The sequence below is a fragment of the Flavobacterium sp. AJR genome, from assembly GCF_002156885.1.
GTDB lineage: Bacteria > Bacteroidota > Bacteroidia > Flavobacteriales > Flavobacteriaceae > Flavobacterium.
On record NZ_NCWQ01000032.1, the window covers coordinates 38,537 to 58,728 of the forward strand.

Annotated in this window: 19 protein-coding genes; 14 read left to right on the forward strand and 5 right to left on the reverse strand. The window is 32.3% G+C overall.

From position 1 onward, the window contains the following. Position 1: 1 nt before the first annotated feature. The 8 genes from B8T70_RS10140 (at position 2) to rlmH (ending at position 7,830) form a co-directional block, all read left to right on the forward strand. Positions 2-2,017: a heavy metal translocating P-type ATPase gene (locus tag B8T70_RS10140; RefSeq protein ID WP_086894761.1), complete on the forward strand. Its 2,016-nt coding sequence runs from the start codon at positions 2-4 to the stop codon at positions 2,015-2,017. A gap of 622 nt (positions 2,018-2,639) precedes the next feature. Further along, on the forward strand, positions 2,640-3,518 hold the full coding sequence (locus B8T70_RS10145; RefSeq protein ID WP_086894762.1) for a pirin family protein: 879 nt from the start codon (positions 2,640-2,642) through the stop codon (positions 3,516-3,518). 15 nt (positions 3,519-3,533) lie between these two features. Beyond that, positions 3,534-4,415: a pirin family protein gene (locus tag B8T70_RS10150; protein WP_039114549.1), complete on the forward strand. Its 882-nt coding sequence runs from the start codon at positions 3,534-3,536 to the stop codon at positions 4,413-4,415. A 4-nt stretch (positions 4,416-4,419) separates the two neighbouring features. Next, positions 4,420-4,815, forward strand: coding sequence for an OsmC family protein (locus B8T70_RS10155; RefSeq protein ID WP_086894763.1), 396 nt, complete (start codon positions 4,420-4,422; stop codon positions 4,813-4,815). 5 nt (positions 4,816-4,820) lie between these two features. Continuing rightward, positions 4,821-5,105: a GNAT family N-acetyltransferase gene (locus B8T70_RS10160; RefSeq protein WP_035628749.1), complete on the forward strand. Its 285-nt coding sequence runs from the start codon at positions 4,821-4,823 to the stop codon at positions 5,103-5,105. A gap of 414 nt (positions 5,106-5,519) precedes the next feature. Then, positions 5,520-6,938 carry an adenosine deaminase gene (locus B8T70_RS10165; RefSeq protein ID WP_086894764.1) on the forward strand — a complete coding sequence of 473 codons (1,419 nt, stop codon included), beginning with the start codon at positions 5,520-5,522 and terminating at the stop codon, positions 6,936-6,938. Between the two features lie 3 nt (positions 6,939-6,941). Beyond that, the gene (locus B8T70_RS10170) at positions 6,942-7,244 is read left to right on the forward strand and encodes an antibiotic biosynthesis monooxygenase (RefSeq protein WP_086894765.1); all 303 of its coding nucleotides are present in this window, start codon (positions 6,942-6,944) and stop codon (positions 7,242-7,244) included. Between the two features lie 112 nt (positions 7,245-7,356). Continuing rightward, the gene (gene rlmH / locus B8T70_RS10175; RefSeq protein WP_035628752.1) at positions 7,357-7,830 is read left to right on the forward strand and encodes a 23S rRNA (pseudouridine(1915)-N(3))-methyltransferase RlmH; all 474 of its coding nucleotides are present in this window, start codon (positions 7,357-7,359) and stop codon (positions 7,828-7,830) included. A 161-nt stretch (positions 7,831-7,991) separates the two neighbouring features. On the opposite strand, the gene B8T70_RS10180 is transcribed toward rlmH, so the two are convergent. The 5 genes from B8T70_RS10180 to folP form a co-directional block, all read right to left on the reverse strand. Continuing rightward, on the reverse strand, positions 7,992-8,486 hold the full coding sequence (locus tag B8T70_RS10180) for a hypothetical protein (RefSeq protein ID WP_242667449.1): 495 nt from the start codon (positions 8,484-8,486) through the stop codon (positions 7,992-7,994). Positions 8,487-8,789: 303 nt separating this feature from the next. Beyond that, positions 8,790-9,083: a hypothetical protein gene (locus B8T70_RS10185; protein WP_086894766.1), complete on the reverse strand. Its 294-nt coding sequence runs from the start codon at positions 9,081-9,083 to the stop codon at positions 8,790-8,792. 1,065 nt (positions 9,084-10,148) lie between these two features. Then, positions 10,149-10,802, reverse strand: coding sequence for a hypothetical protein (locus B8T70_RS10200; RefSeq protein ID WP_086894769.1), 654 nt, complete (start codon positions 10,800-10,802; stop codon positions 10,149-10,151). Between the two features lie 191 nt (positions 10,803-10,993). After that, the gene (locus tag B8T70_RS10205; RefSeq protein ID WP_039117640.1) at positions 10,994-11,620 is read right to left on the reverse strand and encodes a hypothetical protein; all 627 of its coding nucleotides are present in this window, start codon (positions 11,618-11,620) and stop codon (positions 10,994-10,996) included. A 161-nt stretch (positions 11,621-11,781) separates the two neighbouring features. Then, positions 11,782-12,606, reverse strand: coding sequence for a dihydropteroate synthase (gene folP / locus B8T70_RS10210; RefSeq protein WP_086894770.1), 825 nt, complete (start codon positions 12,604-12,606; stop codon positions 11,782-11,784). 162 nt (positions 12,607-12,768) lie between these two features. Between folP and B8T70_RS10215 the strand changes: the two genes are divergently transcribed. From B8T70_RS10215 to B8T70_RS10240, 6 genes are all read left to right on the forward strand, one after another. After that, complete coding sequence (locus B8T70_RS10215) at positions 12,769-13,317, forward strand: DUF1599 domain-containing protein (protein ID WP_086894771.1); 549 nt, start codon at positions 12,769-12,771, stop codon at positions 13,315-13,317. Between the two features lie 30 nt (positions 13,318-13,347). Further along, positions 13,348-14,448, forward strand: coding sequence for a BT_3928 family protein (locus B8T70_RS10220; protein WP_086894772.1), 1,101 nt, complete (start codon positions 13,348-13,350; stop codon positions 14,446-14,448). A gap of 129 nt (positions 14,449-14,577) precedes the next feature. Next, positions 14,578-15,243: an alpha/beta hydrolase gene (locus B8T70_RS10225; RefSeq protein WP_123912094.1), complete on the forward strand. Its 666-nt coding sequence runs from the start codon at positions 14,578-14,580 to the stop codon at positions 15,241-15,243. A gap of 305 nt (positions 15,244-15,548) precedes the next feature. Then, positions 15,549-16,043, forward strand: coding sequence for a TlpA disulfide reductase family protein (locus B8T70_RS10230; protein ID WP_039117636.1), 495 nt, complete (start codon positions 15,549-15,551; stop codon positions 16,041-16,043). 42 nt (positions 16,044-16,085) lie between these two features. Next, entirely contained in the window at positions 16,086-16,838 is a 753-nt protein-coding gene (gene tpiA, locus B8T70_RS10235) for a triose-phosphate isomerase (RefSeq protein WP_039117635.1), read from the forward strand. Positions 16,839-17,050: 212 nt separating this feature from the next. Further along, a complete protein-coding gene (locus B8T70_RS10240; protein ID WP_086894774.1) occupies positions 17,051-20,086 on the forward strand; it encodes a choice-of-anchor I family protein in 3,036 nt (1,011 codons plus the stop codon). The last annotated feature ends 106 nt before the right edge of the window (positions 20,087-20,192 follow it).

A 20,192-nucleotide genomic window follows, 5' to 3' on the forward strand; every position in this document is an offset into this window, starting at 1 on the left:
TATGAACCATCAACATAAACCCGACGAGAATAATAAGCAAGTAGATTGTAAAGTCCCCGATAAAAAATCTTCAAAAAATACGAATTCAGGATGTTGTTCCCATGATGAGCAAGAAACTCATGATGATCACGACGGGCACGACCATTCAGGAGGAGACCAAACCGTTTTCCAGATGTTTGCTCCAGCAATAATTAGCTTTGCTTTATTAATTATTGCTATTGTTTTTGATAATTATTTGCCACAAAACTGGTTTACGGGATGGATACGAATCGTTTGGTATGTAATTGCCTATTTACCCGTAGGTTTTCCAGTCGTTAAAGAAGCATTAGAAAGCGCCCGAAAGGGTTCTTTCTTTTCAGAATTTTTGCTCATGAGTATTGCTACAATCGGAGCTTTTGCCATTGGTGAATATCCCGAAGGAGTTGCAGTAATGTTATTTTATGCTATTGGCGAAACTTTCCAAACACTGGCAGTTACCAGAGCAAAAGCAAACATTAAATCATTACTCGACCAACGTCCTGATGAGGTTACTATTCTGGAAAATAATCAGCCAAAAATAACTAAAGCCGAAAGCGTTCAAATTGGGTCTATTATTCAGCTTAAACCTGGAGAAAAACTAGGTTTAGATGGAGAATTACTCTCTGATAATGCTTCATTTAATACAGCGGCTTTAACAGGCGAAAGTAAACCTGACACCAAGAGCAAAGGTGAAAGTGTTTTGGCAGGAATGATAAATCTAAACTCAGTAGCCGAAGTACGCGTTACTGCATTATATACCGATAGTAAATTATCTAAGATTCTTGAAATGGTTCAGGATGCAACAGCCAAGAAAGCGCCAACTGAATTGTTCATTAGGAAATTTGCCAAAGTATATACACCATTTGTAGTGTATTCCGCTATTGCAATTTGTTTATTGCCTTACTTCTTTGTAGATGAATATATCTTCCGCGATTGGTTGTACCGAGCATTGGTATTCTTGGTTATTTCCTGTCCTTGTGCCTTGGTTATTTCTATTCCGCTAGGTTATTTTGGTGGAATTGGAGCAGCAAGTAAAAACGGAATCTTGTTTAAAGGCTCTAGTTTCCTTGATATCATGGCAGCTATTCAAGTTGTTGTAATGGATAAAACAGGAACATTGACCAAAGGTGTTTTTAAAGTTCAGAAAGTAGTTGCGTTAGATATTCCAGAAGCAGATTTAGTAAAATATACCGCAGCACTCGAAACCAAATCAACGCATCCAGTAGGAACTGCCATAATCGAATATGCAAAAGGTACCGAAAAAGGTGTTTCTGTTACTGATGTAGAAGAAATTGCAGGTCATGGTTTAAAAGGAAAAGTTGATGGAAACGAAATCTTGGCAGGTAATGCTAAACTATTAAAGAAATTCAACATAAGTTATGATTCCGAGATAGACAATACACCGTTTACTATAATCGTAATTGCCATTAACCAGAAATATGCAGGTTACTTTTTAATCGCCGATGAAATTAAAGAAGATGCCAAACAAGCGATTCAAAGCTTACATAGTATAAACGTAAAAACAGTTATGCTCTCGGGAGATAAAACTGCTGTTGTTAATGCTGTTGCAAAAGAACTAAATATCGATGAAGCCTATGGAGATTTATTGCCGGAGAATAAAGTCGAGAAAGTAACAGCACTTAAAGATAAAAACCTAAAAATTGCCTTTGTAGGAGATGGTGTAAATGATGCGCCAGTTGTTGCTCTTGCTCATGCAGGTATTGCAATGGGCGGTTTAGGAAGTGATGCTACAATTGAAACTGCAGATATCGTTATCCAAAACGACCAACCAACAAAAATTTATACTGCTATAAACATTGGTAAAAAAACCAAACAAATCGTTTGGCAAAATATCACTTTAGCATTTGTTGTAAAAGCTGTTGTGCTAATACTTGGTGCAGGAGGTTTAGCAACCATGTGGGAAGCAGTGTTTGCAGATGTTGGTGTTGCTTTATTAGCGATTTTAAATGCCGTAAGGATTCAGAAAATGAAATTTTAGGTATTGCTAAATAATCCATAAAATCTTATTTAACACAATAGAAACATAGCATATAATATGTAAACTGTAAAAAAGACGTTTCACTCAAAATAAACCGCATAAGGCTATGTGAAGAAATTGTGATTTTCTTTAATTCTCTTTCATTTTAGTGAAGCCTATGTCTCTATGTGTTAAAAACAATTAAATTCAAAGTATTATACTATTTAATAAAGGGCGTTTGTACGATTTTGTATGAACGTCCTTTTTTTATTCTCATTTTTGAATTGATCCCTTTTTTATAGGTTAATGTCGTTTTAATACTCTTACAAATAAAGTCATCGCAAAAACGCCAAGATTACACACCTTTCCTTTGCGACTTCGCGGCTTTGCGTGAAAATTTTAGTAACAATTGCCTAAAAAAGCTTTATTATTTTGGCTAAAGCCAAATCATTTATAATCAATTCAAAACCTCCTATTTTCTAAAACTCATCATTTCAAAAACCAACAACTAATAACCCTCAACCAACAACTAAAAAAAATTAAATAATATTCCTTACTTTTATACTAACTCACTTCTTAATCTACATTAAGTTACATTTTTCATAATGAGAGTAACTTTGTATAACAATAAAACAAATACATTATGAAAACTAAAAATATAGAAATAGTAGTAGCTCCAAGACAACCACATTATGTTGGTGATGGATTTAGAGTGCACAATTTTATTCCAAGTGTACCACAATTAAGTATGAAACGCATGAGCCCTTTTATCATGCTAGATTATAATTCAAAATTTTATTTTCCGCCTACAAATACTCCAAAAGGTGTTGGTGTACATCCACATCGTGGTTTTGAGACCGTAACTATTGCTTATAAAGGCAAAGTAGCACATCATGATAGTAGCGGAGGTGGCGGAGTAATTGGCGAAGGCGATGTACAATGGATGACTGCAGCATCGGGAGTTTTGCACAAAGAATATCATGAAGAAAATTTCAGTAAAACTGGAGGCGATTTCCAAATGGTACAACTTTGGGTAAACTTACCTGCTAAAGACAAAATGTCGAAACCTAAATACCAAGGAATCACTAATGACCAAATTAATAAATATGAACTTCCTGAAAATGGTGGTCATATCGAAGTGATTGCTGGAGAATATAAAGATGTAAAAGGAACTGCATCTACCTTTACCCCTTTGCACTTACTTAATGCAAGATTACTTAAAGGCGGAAAAGCAGCTTTTAATTTCCCAGCAACTTACAACACTGCATTATTGGTTATAGAAGGTAGTATTACAGTAAACGATATTACAAACATACCGACAAATCATTTGGTTTTATTCGAAAATGAAGGCGAAGATTTTCATATCGAAGCACAAGAAAATGGTATCGTATTGATTTTAAGCGGAGAACCAATTAACGAACCAATTGCTACTCACGGACCTTTTGTAATGAACACGCAGGAAGAATTAGTTCAGGCTGTAAATGATTACAATAATGGTAAATTTGGAACTCTGGAAGATTAATTTAAAAAATATAATATGTCAAACGTAAATCTAATTATTGAAGAACGCGCTGCCAGTATTGGTAATTTTATGGTAGGAAGATTATTGCCCTTTCGGCAAAAAAGAGCCGTTGGACCATTTGTATTTATTGACCATATGGGACCGGTTCATTTAAGCGAACAAGAAAATTTAGATGTTCCGCCACATCCTCACATCGGATTATCTACCCTTACTTTTTTATTTGAGGGAAGTATCATGCACAAAGACAGTTTGGGATCCGAAATAGAAATCAAACCCGGAGCAGTAAACTGGATGACAGCAGGAAAAGGAATTGTGCATTCTGAAAGAACACCACAATACTTACGTGAATCTAAAAAAACGCTTCATGGATTGCAAATTTGGGTAGCGTTACCAAAAGAATTGGAGCAAATGGAACCTAATTTTGTGCATGTAGAAGCCAGTGATATTCCGAGTTGGGAAAAAGATGGAGTTTCTTATAAGCTAATTGCAGGAGAAGCTTTCGGAAAAAAATCACCAGTTCCCGTGTATAGTCCGTTATATTTTATTGAGATCAAAAGTACGACGGCACAAAAAATAAACATCGGAAAAGATTTATTTGGCGAAAGCGGATTATATATTCTTGACGGAAGTATAAAAGCTGATGGGCATACATACGACCCAAAACAAATCCTGATTGCAAACGACAGTACCTTATGCGAATTTGAAATCGCTGCCAATACAACCGTTTATATATTTGGAGGAACTCCTTTTCCAGAAGAACATTTCATTTTTTGGAATTTTGTTTCATCAGACAAAGAAATATTGGAAAAAGCAAAACAAGACTGGGAAGCACAAACTTTTCCAAAAGTCCCTGGTGAAACCGATTTTGTCCCTTTACCAAAACCTCAAATACGATAAATTTATGAATACGATAATAGCAAGTATTGACACAAGAAAATACCGAACGGAAATAAAATCGGCAAGCGGTAATATCGTTATTGCTGATGAACCACAAGAAATGGGAGGAAAAAATTTGGGCTTCTCCCCTTCCGAGTTATTGGCTTCTGCATTGGCATCTTGCACATTGATTACATTACGTATGTATATTGACCGTAAACAATGGGATGTTACAGAAATTAATATTTCGGTAGATTTTGAGCGAAACTCAGAACAAAACGTTTCCTTATTAAACCGCAAGATAGAGATAACAGGAAATGTAGATGAAGCTCAAAAGGAAAGGCTTTTAAAAATTGCCAATAGTTGCCCAATTCACAAAACGCTAACAAACACGATACAAATACAAACAACTTTAGACTAAATATTATGGAAATAGAACAAATAAACGAAGGAAGAAAAGGATATTATAAAGCAGTAGAAGACGGAAAAGAAGGTGGAAGAATGACCTATACTTGGGCTGGAGATACTAAATTTATAATTGACCATACCGAAGTAAATCCCGATTTTAACGGTAAAGGTGTTGGAAAAAAACTAGTTATGGCAGCAGTAACATATGCTCGCGAAAACAATCTAAAAATCATTCCGCTTTGCCCTTTTGCGAAAAGCGTATTTGATAAAACAGACGATATAAAAGACGTATTGTTTCACTAATTATTTAAGGTACTGAGGTTCTGAGATGCAAAGGGACAAAGGTTTTGAGCTGCAAAGATGCTGAGGTTCTAAGTCACAACCTTGTTAGACTAAGCGGAGACGTAGAGCAATGCTGAGTTCCAATTGCGCATAATATGGAACGCGGATGATACAGATTCGCCTTTGGCGAAAACGCGGATAAAAACGGATTTTTTTCTCATTGTTATTTTAAAAATCTGTTTTTATCTGCGTCTTTACGAAGTAAATCTGTGTCATCCGCGTTCTATTTTTTTAAAAGGTTCTATAAAGGTGCACAACAGTGCGTCTTTTTTTTACATTTATATAAGAAAACAACCTGTCGGTTCACCAATTTTCATCTTAATTTTCAAATGTCCTCCTAATCAATTACATTTGCATGTAATTTAAACTTACTATATGACGAGGATAATTACAGTTTTTAGTTTTTTCATAGCACAACTCTGCTTTTCACAATCAACAGCAACTTATTTAGATAAAATCAGAAATAACGAAGCAGCACTAACTGCTTTCTTTTCTCAGATGCCAAAAGGCGGTGATTTACATCATCATTTTTCAGGCTCAATCTATGCCGAACCTTTATTAGAAAGAGCTATCGCAGAAGATTTCTATTTGAATTTAGAAACCATGCAAGTTCTAAAAGCAAAACCTGCAAAAGGAAACTGGGAGACTTTTTCTTCCCTTAGAAACAGCGGAAAACTAGAATATTACAAGCAACAAATCATGCAAACTTGGTCTGCAAAAGACTATAATGGTGTTGCTGTTCCTTCTGATGATTTATTCTTTGACTCTTTCGAGAAATTTTCTCCAACTATCGACGGACATTTTGCCGAAGGTATGCTTGAGCTTAAAAACAGAGCAATTAAAGAAAATGTAAGCTATATCGAAACGCAATTAAACACAATTCCTTGTGATATGAATGTGGATGATTTAGCCGACTTTAATACAAAACTAAGACTAGCTGCTGCTCAAAAAGACGAAAAAGCAATTTTTAAATCTCTAGATGTACTTTATAAATCATTACAAGATAAAAATGCTGTAAAATACGCTGAGGATTTCAATACTAATTTTATAGCCAAATTACATAAAGACCTTAAAATTGATGATGCAAACTTCACAATGCGCTATCAAAACTTTGTGTTGCGTTTTATGGAGCCTGTAGATTTATTCAAAAATCTTATGATTGCCTTTATCTCTGCTGACAAAAGCAAGCTTGTAGCGGGTGTAAATATCGTTTCTCCAGAACATGGCGAAACGTCTATGAAAGATTATTGGTTACACATGGTAATGTTTAAATACTGCCATTCTCGTTTTCCAGATGTAAAATATACACTTCATGCTGGTGAACTTACATTAGGACTTGTACAACCAGAAGAATTAACATGGCATATTACTTCGGCTATTCATATTGCTGGAGCTAATAGAATCGGTCACGGTGTAGATATCGCTTACGAAGAAAACTCGTATGACTTATTGCGTTACATGGCAAAGAATAATATTCCGATTGAGATTAACTTAGTAAGTAATGAGTTTATCCTGAAAGTAAAAAATGCACGTCATCCTTTTACATTATACAAAGAATTTAATGTCCCAATTGTAATTAGTACTGATGATGCAGGAATTTTAAGAACAAATATGACAGAGCAATATGTTTTATTGGCCAGCAGATATCAGGATGTTTCTTATGCGACAATTAAACAATACGTTTACAATAGTATCAACTACAGTTTCATTCAGGATAATGCCGTAAAAAAACAATTGCTAAAAGACCTTGATGCAAGATTTAAAACTTTTGAAGCTAAATTTTCAGAGAAATAAAATATGATTCAAGAAGCGGCTGTTTTATTTGTAAAAAAAGACCAAGAAAAGGATTTCGAAAATGATTTTGCTAAAGCAAGTCAGTATATAAGTTCTATAGAAGGTTATTTAGGACACAGTCTTAAAAAATGTATGGAACAACACAATAAGTATCTTTTATTGGTAGATTGCCGTAATCTTGAAGACCATACAATTGGTTTTAGAGAATCGGCAGCATATCTGGAATGGAAGAAATTATTACATCATTACTACGAGCCGTTTCCTATTGTAGAACATTTTGAAACTGTTTTTGAGAATAAAATATAATTAGCTTTTTAACCGTAAAGCTCGCAATCCCGAAGCGTCGGGATAAAATCGGTCTAATCTTTTTAATCTGTGGCAAAAACTTAAAACTCAAAACAAAATATAATTTCTGAGAATGAACATCAAACTTATCGCCATTGGCAAAACCGACAATAAATCGCTTCAAACTTTAATTGACGATTATACTAAGCGTTTGTCTTTTTACATCAAATTTGATTTGGAAATTATTCCTGACATCAAGAATGTAAAAAACTTATCGGAGAGTCAGCAAAAAGAAAAAGAAGGCGAATTGATTCTAGCAAAACTAACACCAACTGATCAGTTAATTCTATTAGACGAAAACGGTAAGAACTTCTCAAGCGTTGGTTTTTCAGAAGAATTACAAAAGAAAATGAACTCAGGTATTAAAACCTTAGTTTTTGTAATTGGTGGACCTTATGGATTCTCAGATACCGTTTATAGCAAAGCACAAGGGAAAATTTCGCTTTCGTTAATGACATTCTCACACCAAATGGTACGTTTGTTTTTTATCGAACAATTGTACCGTGGATTTACGATTTTAAGAAACGAACCTTATCATCATCAATAGATTTCTTCTTCATAAAACATAAAAAACCTCGCAATGCGAGGTTTTTCTTTTTCTAGTCTTTTCCTATTCTTTATCGATTTTGTTTGTGAGCATGGAAAGAATTTTCATGCAATCGTTGTTTATGTACGAGCGATTGTGAACTCTTCGAAGAGTTAGGCTTATTACCTATTGCTTATAACATAATCACTACAATTACAATCGCTTTTTATCATTTCATTTAAAATCATTTTTTGAAATCTATTTTCAACTTCATTTGCCTCTGATTTGCTTAAATCTTCAAAATATAACCAACGCGGTGTTTCTCCGACCATTCTAAAAACTGATCTTATAGAAGTACTAGCGATGTTTTTTAATTTAGGATCAGATCCTAATACAGTAACGTAGTACATTTCTTCTGGTGATCCAGAATTACCTTCGAAATAAAAAATCTTACCATTAAGAAATCCATAACCTATTTGTTCCCAATTATCATACTGCTTCCATTTTTCCGGTACTGCTAAATACTTAGAACTTTCCTGAAAATTATCTAAGCATATATTTAATTTTTCTTCACTACATTTAAACTCATATGCGGATCCTCTACCTAAAGTACCAGCTATTTTATCATTACAACTTACAAACAGCAATATCACACTCACAATTATCACTTTCTTCATTTTATTTATTTTGAATTTTGCTTTTTCAATTAAATTAAATTAAAAGCTGTTATTATATTATATACCGTTGTCATTGTTTCTCAAATTCCTGCACTATTTTATATTAGTACAAGGCCGAGAAACTATGTACAGTTTGTTTCCTGAAACTGACTGCACACAGTGAGGTTTTTCTTTTTTTATTCTTTATAGATTCTCTTTGTGGACACGGAAAAAATTTCCGCGCAATCGGGCGGTATATCCGAGACATTGGGTTATCTAATTTCTCGTTATTATAAACGAATTACCCCTATCCTTTAATCTCGTTCATTCTATAGTTTTTACTATATTAATCATGGCTAACATTTTATTTTTTCTTATTCTTAATCCGATATTCCAAATGTTTTTACAACCTGAAATCAGAATAGGATTTTCATCAACAAAATCCTCCATAATTAATCTTTTTTTATCTTTTTCCGTGAAACTGTCTATAGGCTTAACATCTAATTCATTTAACCATACACGCATTGCTTCATGTTCATTAGTTGCATAAACCTGAGCAATATAAGTTCCCCCATCATATTGCATTATAAAACTGTATAAATACTTACTATTTTCCATTTATTACTATATTTTATTTATTACCATCCAAACCCTTCTTTCCATCCATAATTATCTAAAATATCTTCACTTATAATAAAACATTCTACAGGATCCTATTTAAATCCAGGTTTGTCCTTCAATTCTAATATTACTAGTTGAACATTTGCTTTAGAAGAAAATACTCCTATAAATTTTATCTCGTCTATTTCATCTTCAGTATAAACATGCTCCAAAATATAGATCTTTTCTTTCATCATTTCTAGTTTTTTACTAATTGTATTTTATATATTAATGATAATTCCATATCAACTTATTCGCTAATCATTCTATTAAAAATTGCTGGAAACCAAATGAGTAATAATTGATAACCCAAAATCAGTATTATAAAAATCTTATCAAAAATAAAATCCTTAAAATCTAGGTAGTTTTTATTAAGCTGCAAATTTTCATTTAAAATATTACTTGAATTTTTAATACTTATCATCCTCTTCATAAAATGCATTATTACTTGAGCAAAAGAAAACAAGAACAATAAAAGTAATAACTTAATCGATAATCCATCGTATATACTATTAATTACAAATAGTGCAATACTAAAAATTAATAGCACAATTATATACTTGTACTTAATCTCTACCTTATAATTGTATTTTAAATATAAAATATAGGTAAATACAATAAATAATATTGAATACAACAGTTTTATGAATATCATATTTTACTCTTATTAATAATACGCTGTTTTACTTTCTATTTTCTTAGTCGGTATCAAATCGGGAGACCTTATACAACGATATAAATTATCCTATTTTAAAAATATTTTTATCAAAAAAGATATTAATCCTACTAAGGTACCGAGCACTAAAACACTTAAAAATAGTATAAACATAGTATCTAAACTATCATCGATAATTCCGATTATTACAAATCCAATTACTCCAATTATTATATAGATAAACTCAGGATGTTTATCTATAAAAGCATTAACCTCTTTTTGCATTCTTTTTCATTCTTTATCGTTTTTTATCAGCAAGGAGATTTTATACGCTAATAGCGTGCACATCCAAGCCATAAGATTGACACTTACAGATGTCCATATTTTTTTATTATACGAGCTCTTTGTATAGACCCAGGTGCTGTTGGACATAATAAATCTTCTTTTAAAGCACTATAACTAATTCCTTTAACTTCTTTTTCTATAGAAAATTTATTGTCAACCAATAACATTATTAAATTTGTGAGGTACATTGTTCCTTTAGCTTCTTCACATTCTTCATCATTTAGAAAAAAATGATTATTTTCTTCATCTATTTTAATAGAATTCATAAAATCATTAAAAAAATAGACATTCTTAAATCCATCTATGTTTTGTATTTTGTAAATACCATCACTGTCTCTACACAATTTATCATGCCTGGGTTCAATGTATATTATATACTTACCAAACAAAGAGCAAAATCTAACTACCACATATGTTTGCCTATTAATATTATTACTATATTTATCCAAATATTTTATAGTCACACTTTCTAATGAATCTACAACAGAAGACTGTGCATTTCCATCTATACTAAAACTAAATATATAAAGAATGCTAACTGCAATCATTATTTTTTTCATTACCATAATACTGAATTTTATCAATAGCAAACCAACCATTAAACCAGACTTCACACTCCTGATTTTCTCTTTTTCTTTGTAAATTCTATTTCTAGCACAAAAAAACCATGCTACCATTGTGAATATAGAATCTATCTAAATTCTTGCAAAATTATCAATTAACAAACACTAAATAAACTACTTACAATTTTATTTATAATAAAATAAGACATAAAAAAAAAAACCTTGCATACCTGCAAGGTTTTCCTTTTTAATTCTCTTTGCCAATACAAAACCTGAAGATTTCGTACAGCTAGATTTATTCATTTTTAATAGATAAATTCATCTATAACCATTGCAAATGATTGCAACTTATTAATTAAAACTTTATCCTGAATATAACTTTCATAACTCATATTCTTATCAAAGCAAAATTGCATTTTTGGTTTAACCGCAAAATCAAGACTCGCAATATAATTGAGTAATTCTTCTCTTTTAATTGTTTCGTTATTCACCTTAACCATTTTATTATTCTTTTCAAAAAAGATGATTAATCCTTCTTGTTTTGGTTTTTCGAGTTTATAATACACTTCCGTAAAAGGTACAAAAGCTAAATTCTTTCCGATGCTATCTGCGTACGAATAATAATTTTCGGCTTTTTTATTTTCATGTGCTTTGTCAGCTCGTTTCTTTTCTTGCAATTTTGCTACTTCTGGAATAACTAATCGTAAAGGCAAACGCTTGTCTATATTAAACAACCAATTGGTCGAAATAATACTGTTTTTTCTATTTACTTCCGCCAAAGTATCTTTTCCATTTACTCTAAAAAAGATATAAATAGGCGAATGGTCTTGCACATCTTTCACTACAGACACATTCGATTTTGGCAACAGAACATCCTCTTTTTTTCCACAAGAAAAAAGAAGTAAAACGAGAATAAGACTAAGGTATTTCATATTTTAAATTCTATGTTTTTATTTATTTTTTGTCACAAATTTATTTTGTCTGTACGACTTTCAGTATTGTCTATAAGGGAACGCAAATCCCAGAATGTCGGGACGGAATAAAATCCGTTTAATCCGCGTTCCTTTCACAAGTGTTGAATTAAATTTATTCGCTAAACTGCTATTTTATTAAACAAACTCACACATTCCATTGCTTCCTTCACATCATGAACACGTAAAATTTTAGCTCCTTTTGTTAAAGAAATCGTGTTCAAAACTGTTGTTCCGTTCAAAGCTTCTTGCTGATTTGTATTTAAATACTTGTATATCATAGATTTTCTTGAAAATCCAGCTAAAACTGGTAATTCCAAGATATTGAATAATTCCATTTTTTGTAGAACTTCATAATTTTGATCTAGTGTTTTAGCAAAGCCAAAACCAGGATCTAGTATAATATCGTTTATACCTAAACTTCTGGCTTGTGCTATTTTTTCGGAGAAATAAAAAAGCATCTCTTTTACAATATCATCATAATCAGTCAAGGTTTGCATCGTTTGTGGCGTACCTCGCATATGCATCAGGATATACGGAACATTATATTTGGCTATAACATCAAACATTTTATCATCTAGATTTCCACCCGAAATATCATTAATAATTGCCGCTCCATTTTCTATACAAGCTTGTGCAACTTCACTTCTAAAAGTATCTATGGAAAGTAATGCATCTGGAAAATGCTGCAAAATCAGCTTTACAACTGGAACAATTCGGTTTAGTTCTTCTTCTCCCGAAACAAATTCGGCACTTGGTTTACTCGAATAAGCTCCAAGATCTATAAACGTTGCTCCATCGGCAAGCATTTTTCCTACTTGAGTTATTATAGCTTCGTCGCTATCATATTTTCCGCCATCAAAAAAAGAGTTTGGCGTTACATTTAAAATTCCCATTACTTTAGGAACTGACAAATCAATAAGTTGCCCTTTGCAGTTAATTGTCATTTTGTATTTTGTTTAATGTTTTCTTTATTTCAGGTTTAAAGTTTGAGGCCTAGAAATCAAGATTAACTATTTCAACAACTTAAAACTTTAAACCTGAAACTTTAAACTCTTTCAAAAATTTATCCCTATTTTTGAAGAAATTTAGACAAATATACATCAATAATGAAGAATACTTCTCAAGAATACGATAATGTAATTGCGATTTGTCGTTCGCTTTTTATCAATAAAATGAAAGACTATGGTAGTGCATGGCGCATATTAAGATTGCCTTCATTAACCGACCAAATTTTTATAAAAGCGCAACGAATTAGAAGTTTACAAGAAAATGAAATTCGTAAAGTTGACGAAGATGAAAAAGGAGAATTCATTGGAATCATCAATTATTCCATAATGGCATTAATTCAATTAGAATTAGGGGTTGTCGATCAGCCTGATTTAGACGTAGAAAAAGCTACCGAATTATATGATACCAAAGTAAAACTTACCAAAGAATTAATGCTAGCCAAAAATCATGATTACGGTGAAGCTTGGCGTGATATGCGTGTGAGTTCTTTAACCGATATCATTCTTCAAAAACTACTTCGCGTTAAGCAAATCGAAGATAATAAAGGAAAAACTTTAGTATCTGAAGGTATCGATGCTAATTATCAGGATATGATCAATTATGCTGTTTTTGCGCTGATATTAAACCCTTTGGACACAAAAAAATAAATTGCAATTTGTAAATAAAAAAAACTTTTTATGAAAAATATAATTACCCAATTCTCTAGACTTTTTGTTGGAGTATTATTTATTATTTCTGGATTAATAAAACTAAACGACCCTGTAGGATTCTCATATAAACTGGCAGAATATTTTAGCGAACCTGTATTTAATATGCCTTTTTTAGAGCCAATAACTTTGGCTTTGGCTTTATTCTTAGTAATCTTAGAAGTAGTTTTAGGTGTAATGTTACTTATTGGATACAAATCTAAAGCTACAATCTGGAGTTTATTAATCCTGATTATACTTTTTACATTCCTTACTTTTTATTCGGCATATTTTGATGTAGTAAAAGACTGTGGTTGTTTTGGTGATGCTTTACATTTAACACCTTGGCAATCATTTACAAAAGATATTGTTTTATTATTCTTCATCTTGATTTTGTTCATTAATAAAGAATTGATTAAACCATTATTTACCAACCCTGTTCAAAACATTGTTGCTTACGTAACTATCTTTTTGTGCATTTTTATGGGAGTTTGGGTATTGAACCATTTACCGATAAAAGATTTCCGTCCTTACAAAGTAGGTTCAAACATCGAGAAGGGAATGGAAATTCCAGAAGGAGCACCACAATCTGTTGTAGAAATGATTTTTATTTACAATGTAAATGGTGTAAACAAAGAATTTACTGAGAAAGATTTAATGGCTATTCCAGAAGGAGCTACTTTTGTTGACAGAAAAGACAAAGTAATCACTGAAGGTTATGTACCACCAATTCATGATTTTAGCATGGAAAAAGATGGTGAAGATCATAAAGATCAATTACTAAAAGAGCCTAAACTTATGATTTTTGTTACTTATGATTTAACTCGTTCTGAGCCATCTGGAATGGAAAAATTAGAAAAACTAAATCAGGAAGCTAAAGCAAAAGGATATAAAGTAATTGCCATGACAGCTTCGGGACAAGATGAAATTGCTGCTGCAAAAAAACAATATAAACTAAATGTCGATTTTTACTTTTGTGATGCTATAACGCTGAAAACAATCGAAAGAGCAAATCCTAGTATCGTAATCTTAAATGATGGAACTATTACTCAAAAAGTACATTATAACGACATTAAAGATTTGAAATTATAAAATAAAGAGATTAACCATAATAAGTAGTGTAAGTTTTATGCTGATTAGTCATGCTTATATTTACATCACTTATTATGTTTTTTTTAATACCAAAGTCAATAACATTCTTACTTAAAAAACGAAAACATAATGAGCAAAATACATAATTTGGTGTTTATTTTATTTTTTATGCTTTTGAGTTCTTTAAGTTTTGGTCAAGCCAAAGCACAAGATACAACCCAGGCCTATATCTTTTTTTTACATAATAAATTTCTTGAAGAAAATGATTTAAATGCTGTGCATCCTGAATATGGAAGAGCAGAATACAATGAAATCATTAAATCATTTAAAGATGACAACTTCATCGTTTTTAGTGAGCTAAGAAATAAGAATACCGATTTTGATGGATATGCTAAAAAAGTTGTTAAGCAAATTAAAAGCTTAATTAAAAAAGGAGTTAAACCAAATAAAATAACGGTAATAGGAACTTCTAAAGGAGGCTATCTTGCACAATACGTTTCTACTTATTTAGCAAATCCCAATGTTAATTTTGTATTTATCGGCTGTTTTACAGAATCTGATATTCAAAATATTCCAGTTATAAATTATTGTGGAAATATCTTGACAATCTATGAGAAATCAGATATCTACGGAGTTTCAGCCATAAAGCGAAAAGAAACTTCAAAATTAAAGATTAATCATTTCAAGGAAATTGAATTGAATACAGGTCTGAAACATGGTTTTTTATATAAAGCTTTAAATGATTGGATTGTGCCTTGCAAAAAATGGGCAAATGGCAATTACGAATTAAAATAAATATAATGTTCAATATAATTCTGACTGAGAATTTATTGGACATTTTTTATAGCTTACCTAGACGTTTTTTGACTTTTAAAAATCATCTAAATAAATAAAAAAACAGCTTTTTTTCCCTCTTCATGAAATCTCTTGAATAAAAAACACTCCAAAAACTCGTTTTGAGGTGTAACTATTACGATTTCATTTTCCTTTTTGTAACCAAAACTTCTCAATTTGTGACAAAATAAGGACGCCTTCAAATTTTGTTAATCTCTATTTCTGTTTCGATTTGTTTGTTTAACTTTGGTAAAAAATAATTAACCATGAAACAAATAGTTCTATCGCTTATTGCTTTTGTTACGTTTTCTTGTACAAATGCGCAAAAAACTGCTTTTTCTAAAGAAGCGCTATCAGAAAAATTATTAGCGACTGATAATAGTCAGGTTGCTTTTAAAGACATCTTAAAAAAGTACAAAGGAAAAACTTTGGTTATCGAAGTTTGGGCTTCATGGTGCGGAGATTGTGTAAAAGCAATGCCACAAGTAAAAGAATTACAAGCAAACAATCCAGATGTATCTTACTTATTCCTTTCGGCGGATAAAACTGCTGATAAATGGAAAGCTGGAATTGAAAAACACGAAATAAAAGGCGATCATTTTATGATGAATGATGGTATGAAAGGTGTTTTTGGAAAAGCAATTGATTTGGATTGGATTCCGAGATATATCATTGTGGACAAAAAAGGTAAAATTGTTTTGTATCGTGCAATCGAAAAGGATTTTGAAAAAATCAATCAAACTTTACAAAGCTTAAAATAAAAGTATAGAATTTCAAAAAATAAAAAAATAAAACGAACCGAGATGAGAAAGAAAATTGTTGCAGGAAACTGGAAAATGCATAAAAACGCAGAGCAAACTGAAGATTTATTAAACGAATTAATTGCTAAATTACCAACTGTAAGTGAGGCTCAAGTAATTGTAGCTCCTACTTTTGTAAACTTAGCTTCTGCAGTTGCACATTTAGAGTTTACAACTATTGAGGTTGCTGCACAAAATGTTCACCAAGCAGAAAGCGGAGCCTTTACAGGGGAAGTTTCTGCAGATATGCTAAAAAGTGTTGGTGTAAACTACGTTATTCTTGGACACTCTGAGCGTAGAGCTATTTTTAAAGAAACTGATGCTCTAATTGCTAATAAAGTTGATACTGCATTAAAACATGAGTTAACAGTTATCTTCTGTTTTGGAGAAGAATTAAAAGACCGCCAAACAGGAAATCATTTTAATGTGGTTGAAAACCAATTAACTGATGGTTTGTTTCAAATAGAAAAAGAATCTTGGGCTAATGTTATCCTAGCTTACGAACCAGTTTGGGCTATCGGAACTGGAGAAACTGCTTCGCCAGAACAAGCACAAGAAATGCATGAATTTATTAGAGAAACTGTTCGTAAAGCTTTTGGAAAAGAAATTGCTGAAGAAGTTTCTATTTTATACGGAGGAAGTGTAAAACCTGACAATGCAAAAGAAATTTTCTCTAAACCAGATGTAGACGGTGGTCTTATTGGTGGAGCTGCATTAAAAGCAGATGATTTTGTTGCAATTGTAACTGCACTTTAATACTTCTGTTATATCATATAAAATGGTTTGAGAGTGTAAAACTTTCAAACCATTTTTTTATTCAATCAATTTATAATTACCTGAATAACAATTACAAATAATAACCTTTAGTAAAACGTTCAGGTCTTTGATTTAATCATTCCTTGTTTTTATATTAATCTTATTATAACAGTTTTAAGTGATGTTTGTAGTCTATTACTAAACTACAAACTATGAAAAAACTTTACACAAAAAGATTACTTTATTTTTTCTTACTCCTAACCTCTTCTTACTCTTGGAGTCAAACATTAATTAATTACTGGTCATTTAATAATCCTGCATCTGTAGCAACTATAACAACTCCAAATGTTGCTCTGGTTTCTGGAACTACTATATCTGCCATTGCAGGAGGAACTAGTTTTATAGAATTTAATGGAGGAACTGGACAAAATTTTGATCTCTTAAATCTAAACTCACGTAATAGTGAAGTTTCAGGAACTCACCTCCGCTTTAGTAATCCTATAGGTGGCGCACTAGTATTTGCTTTACCAACCACAGGCTATAAAGATATAATTGTAAAATTTGCTACACGCCGCTCTGCACAAGGAGCAGGAACACAAAATTGGTTCTACTCTCTTGACGGAAATACATATATCTCCTTTATTCCAGTCACCCCAAATAACGGTGATCCTGGTTTAGCTACTTTAGATTTTACAGCAATTACAGGCGCAAACAACAATCCGAATTTTAAATTAAAGGTCGAATTTGTTCAAGGTCCTGGCGGAACTGGCGGAAATAATCGTTTTGATAATTTCACAACCGAAGGAACTCCTAATGGTGGCGGAGATACAAACGCTCCTGTCGCAACTATTTTGCCTGCAAACGCAAGCACAGCTATTAGTACTACAGTTAATCCTACGATAACTTTTAACGAAAGTATCCGTTTAATCAATGATAATACTATAGATAACGCTAATGTAGCATCTTTGCTAGAATTACGTTTAAATAATGCAACTGGAACCCTAATTCCATTTACCGCAACAGTAAATGATAAGGTAATCACAATTGTACCAGCACAAGCATTGGCTAATAATCAAACCTATTATCTGGCATTACTACCAAATACTATCGAAGATTTAAGCAACAATGCAATTACCACAACACAATCATCATTATTTACAACCGCTAGTCCAACTGTTTCATTTGCTTCCAACTTTGTTACAGTAAACGAAAATGCAGGAAACTTGAATTTTATAATCAATTTAGGAAGTCCGATAACTGGTTCTGTCGATTTAGTTGTAAAAGGAGCACCTTTTAGTACCGCTGATGCAAATGATTTTACTTTAAGTACACAAATCTTGCATTTTACCAATTTAAGCGCTTTAACGCAAACTATTACAATTCCTATTATCGATGATAATTTAGAAGAACAACAAGCTGAATATTTCGTATTGAGTTTAGAAAATCCTGTTGGTTTTACGATTACAGGAACATCAACAGCAACAATTTACATTAAAGATAATGATCGTTTAGCTCCTGTTCCTAATAAAGAAATCGAACTAAATTATATAGGCAGTTTTGATCCATCAGGAAGTAATACTAGTACCTGCGAGATTGTAGTTCATGATAAAACTTCTCAACGCTTATTTACTACAAGTGCAGTTGCAGGATTCCTGGATGTAATAAACTTTAGTGACCCTACGGCTCCAAAAGTGATAAAATCCATAGATATGAATGTTTATGGTGGCGTAACAAGTGTTGCTGTAAAAAACGGAATTGTAGCTGTTGCTTCTCCAAATACAAATGAAGCCCTTAATGGTTCAGTAGTATTTTTTGATACCGATGGTGTGTTTCAAAAACAAGTAATCGTAGGTGCTTTACCGGATATGATTACATTTTCACCAGATGGAAAAAAGGTTATGACCGCCAATGAAGGACAACCAAATCTTGATTATACTGTAGATCCAGAAGGTTCTGTAAGTATAATTGATATTTCTGGTGGAATTACCGCTTTAAACCAATCAAATGTTACAACATTACTATTTACAGCTTACAATGCTCAGGAAGCTACTTTAATTGCGTCAGGCGTTCGAAAACTGAAATTAACGAGTACTCTATCTCAGGATTTAGAACCAGAATACGTTACTATAAATTCTGACTCTAAAAAAGCATGGGTAACCTTGCAGGAAAACAATGCTATTGCCGAGATTGATTTAACCAATAATACCATAACCGATATCTGGGCATTAGGAACAAAAGATATCAGTATTCCTAGAAATGGATTTGATGTATCGGATAACAACGGTGAAGTATTAATTGCCAATTGGCCTATAAAAGCCTTTTATCTTCCAGATGGAGTTGCAAATTATACTGTTGGAGCAAATACATATTTGGTTACAGCAAATGAAGGTGATGAAAAAGAATATACTGATTTTGTAGAAAGAACAACTGTAGGCGCAACCAATCTAGATGCAACTATTTTTCCTAATGCAGCTGTTTTAAAACAACCGTATAATTTGGGTCGTTTTAGAACAACAAATCTAAATGGAAATTTAGATGGTGATGCAGAATTTGAGGAAATCAATTGCGTAGGAACACGTTCTTTTTCTATTTTTAATGCAACTACAAAACAAATTGTTTTTGATAGCGGAGACGACTTCGAAATGTACACAGCTTCAAATTTACCATTACTCTTTAATGCTGATCACGAAAGTAATACTGCCAAAACAAGAAGCCGTGCCAAAGGTCCGGAGCCTGAAGGTATAACAACTGCAAAAATCGGAAGCGAAACTTTTGCTTTCATATCATTAGAACGTGTTGGTGGAGTTATGGTATATAATGTAACCGACCCTAATAATGCAAAATTTGTAGAATACAAAAATAGCCGAAGCACATCGGCATATGCAGGAGATCACGGACCAGAAGGTATTACTTATATCGCTCCTGAAAATAGCCCTACCGGAAAAGGATATATTCTTGTAGCTAATGAAATAAGTGGTACAATCACCATCTTTGAAGTTAATGCCAAAAGCTTATCAGCTCCCGATTTTATTTCGGACAGCACTCCTACTTTTGCATTATTCCCAAATCCGTCGCAAAAAGGAATTGTGTATTTTAACAGAACTGCCGATGTTCAGGTATTTGATGTAAACGGTAAAAATGTTTTAACTACCAAAAATGCACAAACCATCAATACATCACAGTTCTCTACAGGGATTTATTTTGTAAAAACATCTGATGGAATTGTCAAAAAAATGATTGTGAAATAATAGGGACGATCCGCAGTGTGTCTTCGCAATGTATCTCTGTAATGCGTCTTCACCGTGTTTTTTTTCTTAACAACATCTAAAAGACGCACTGCGGTGCGTCTCTACA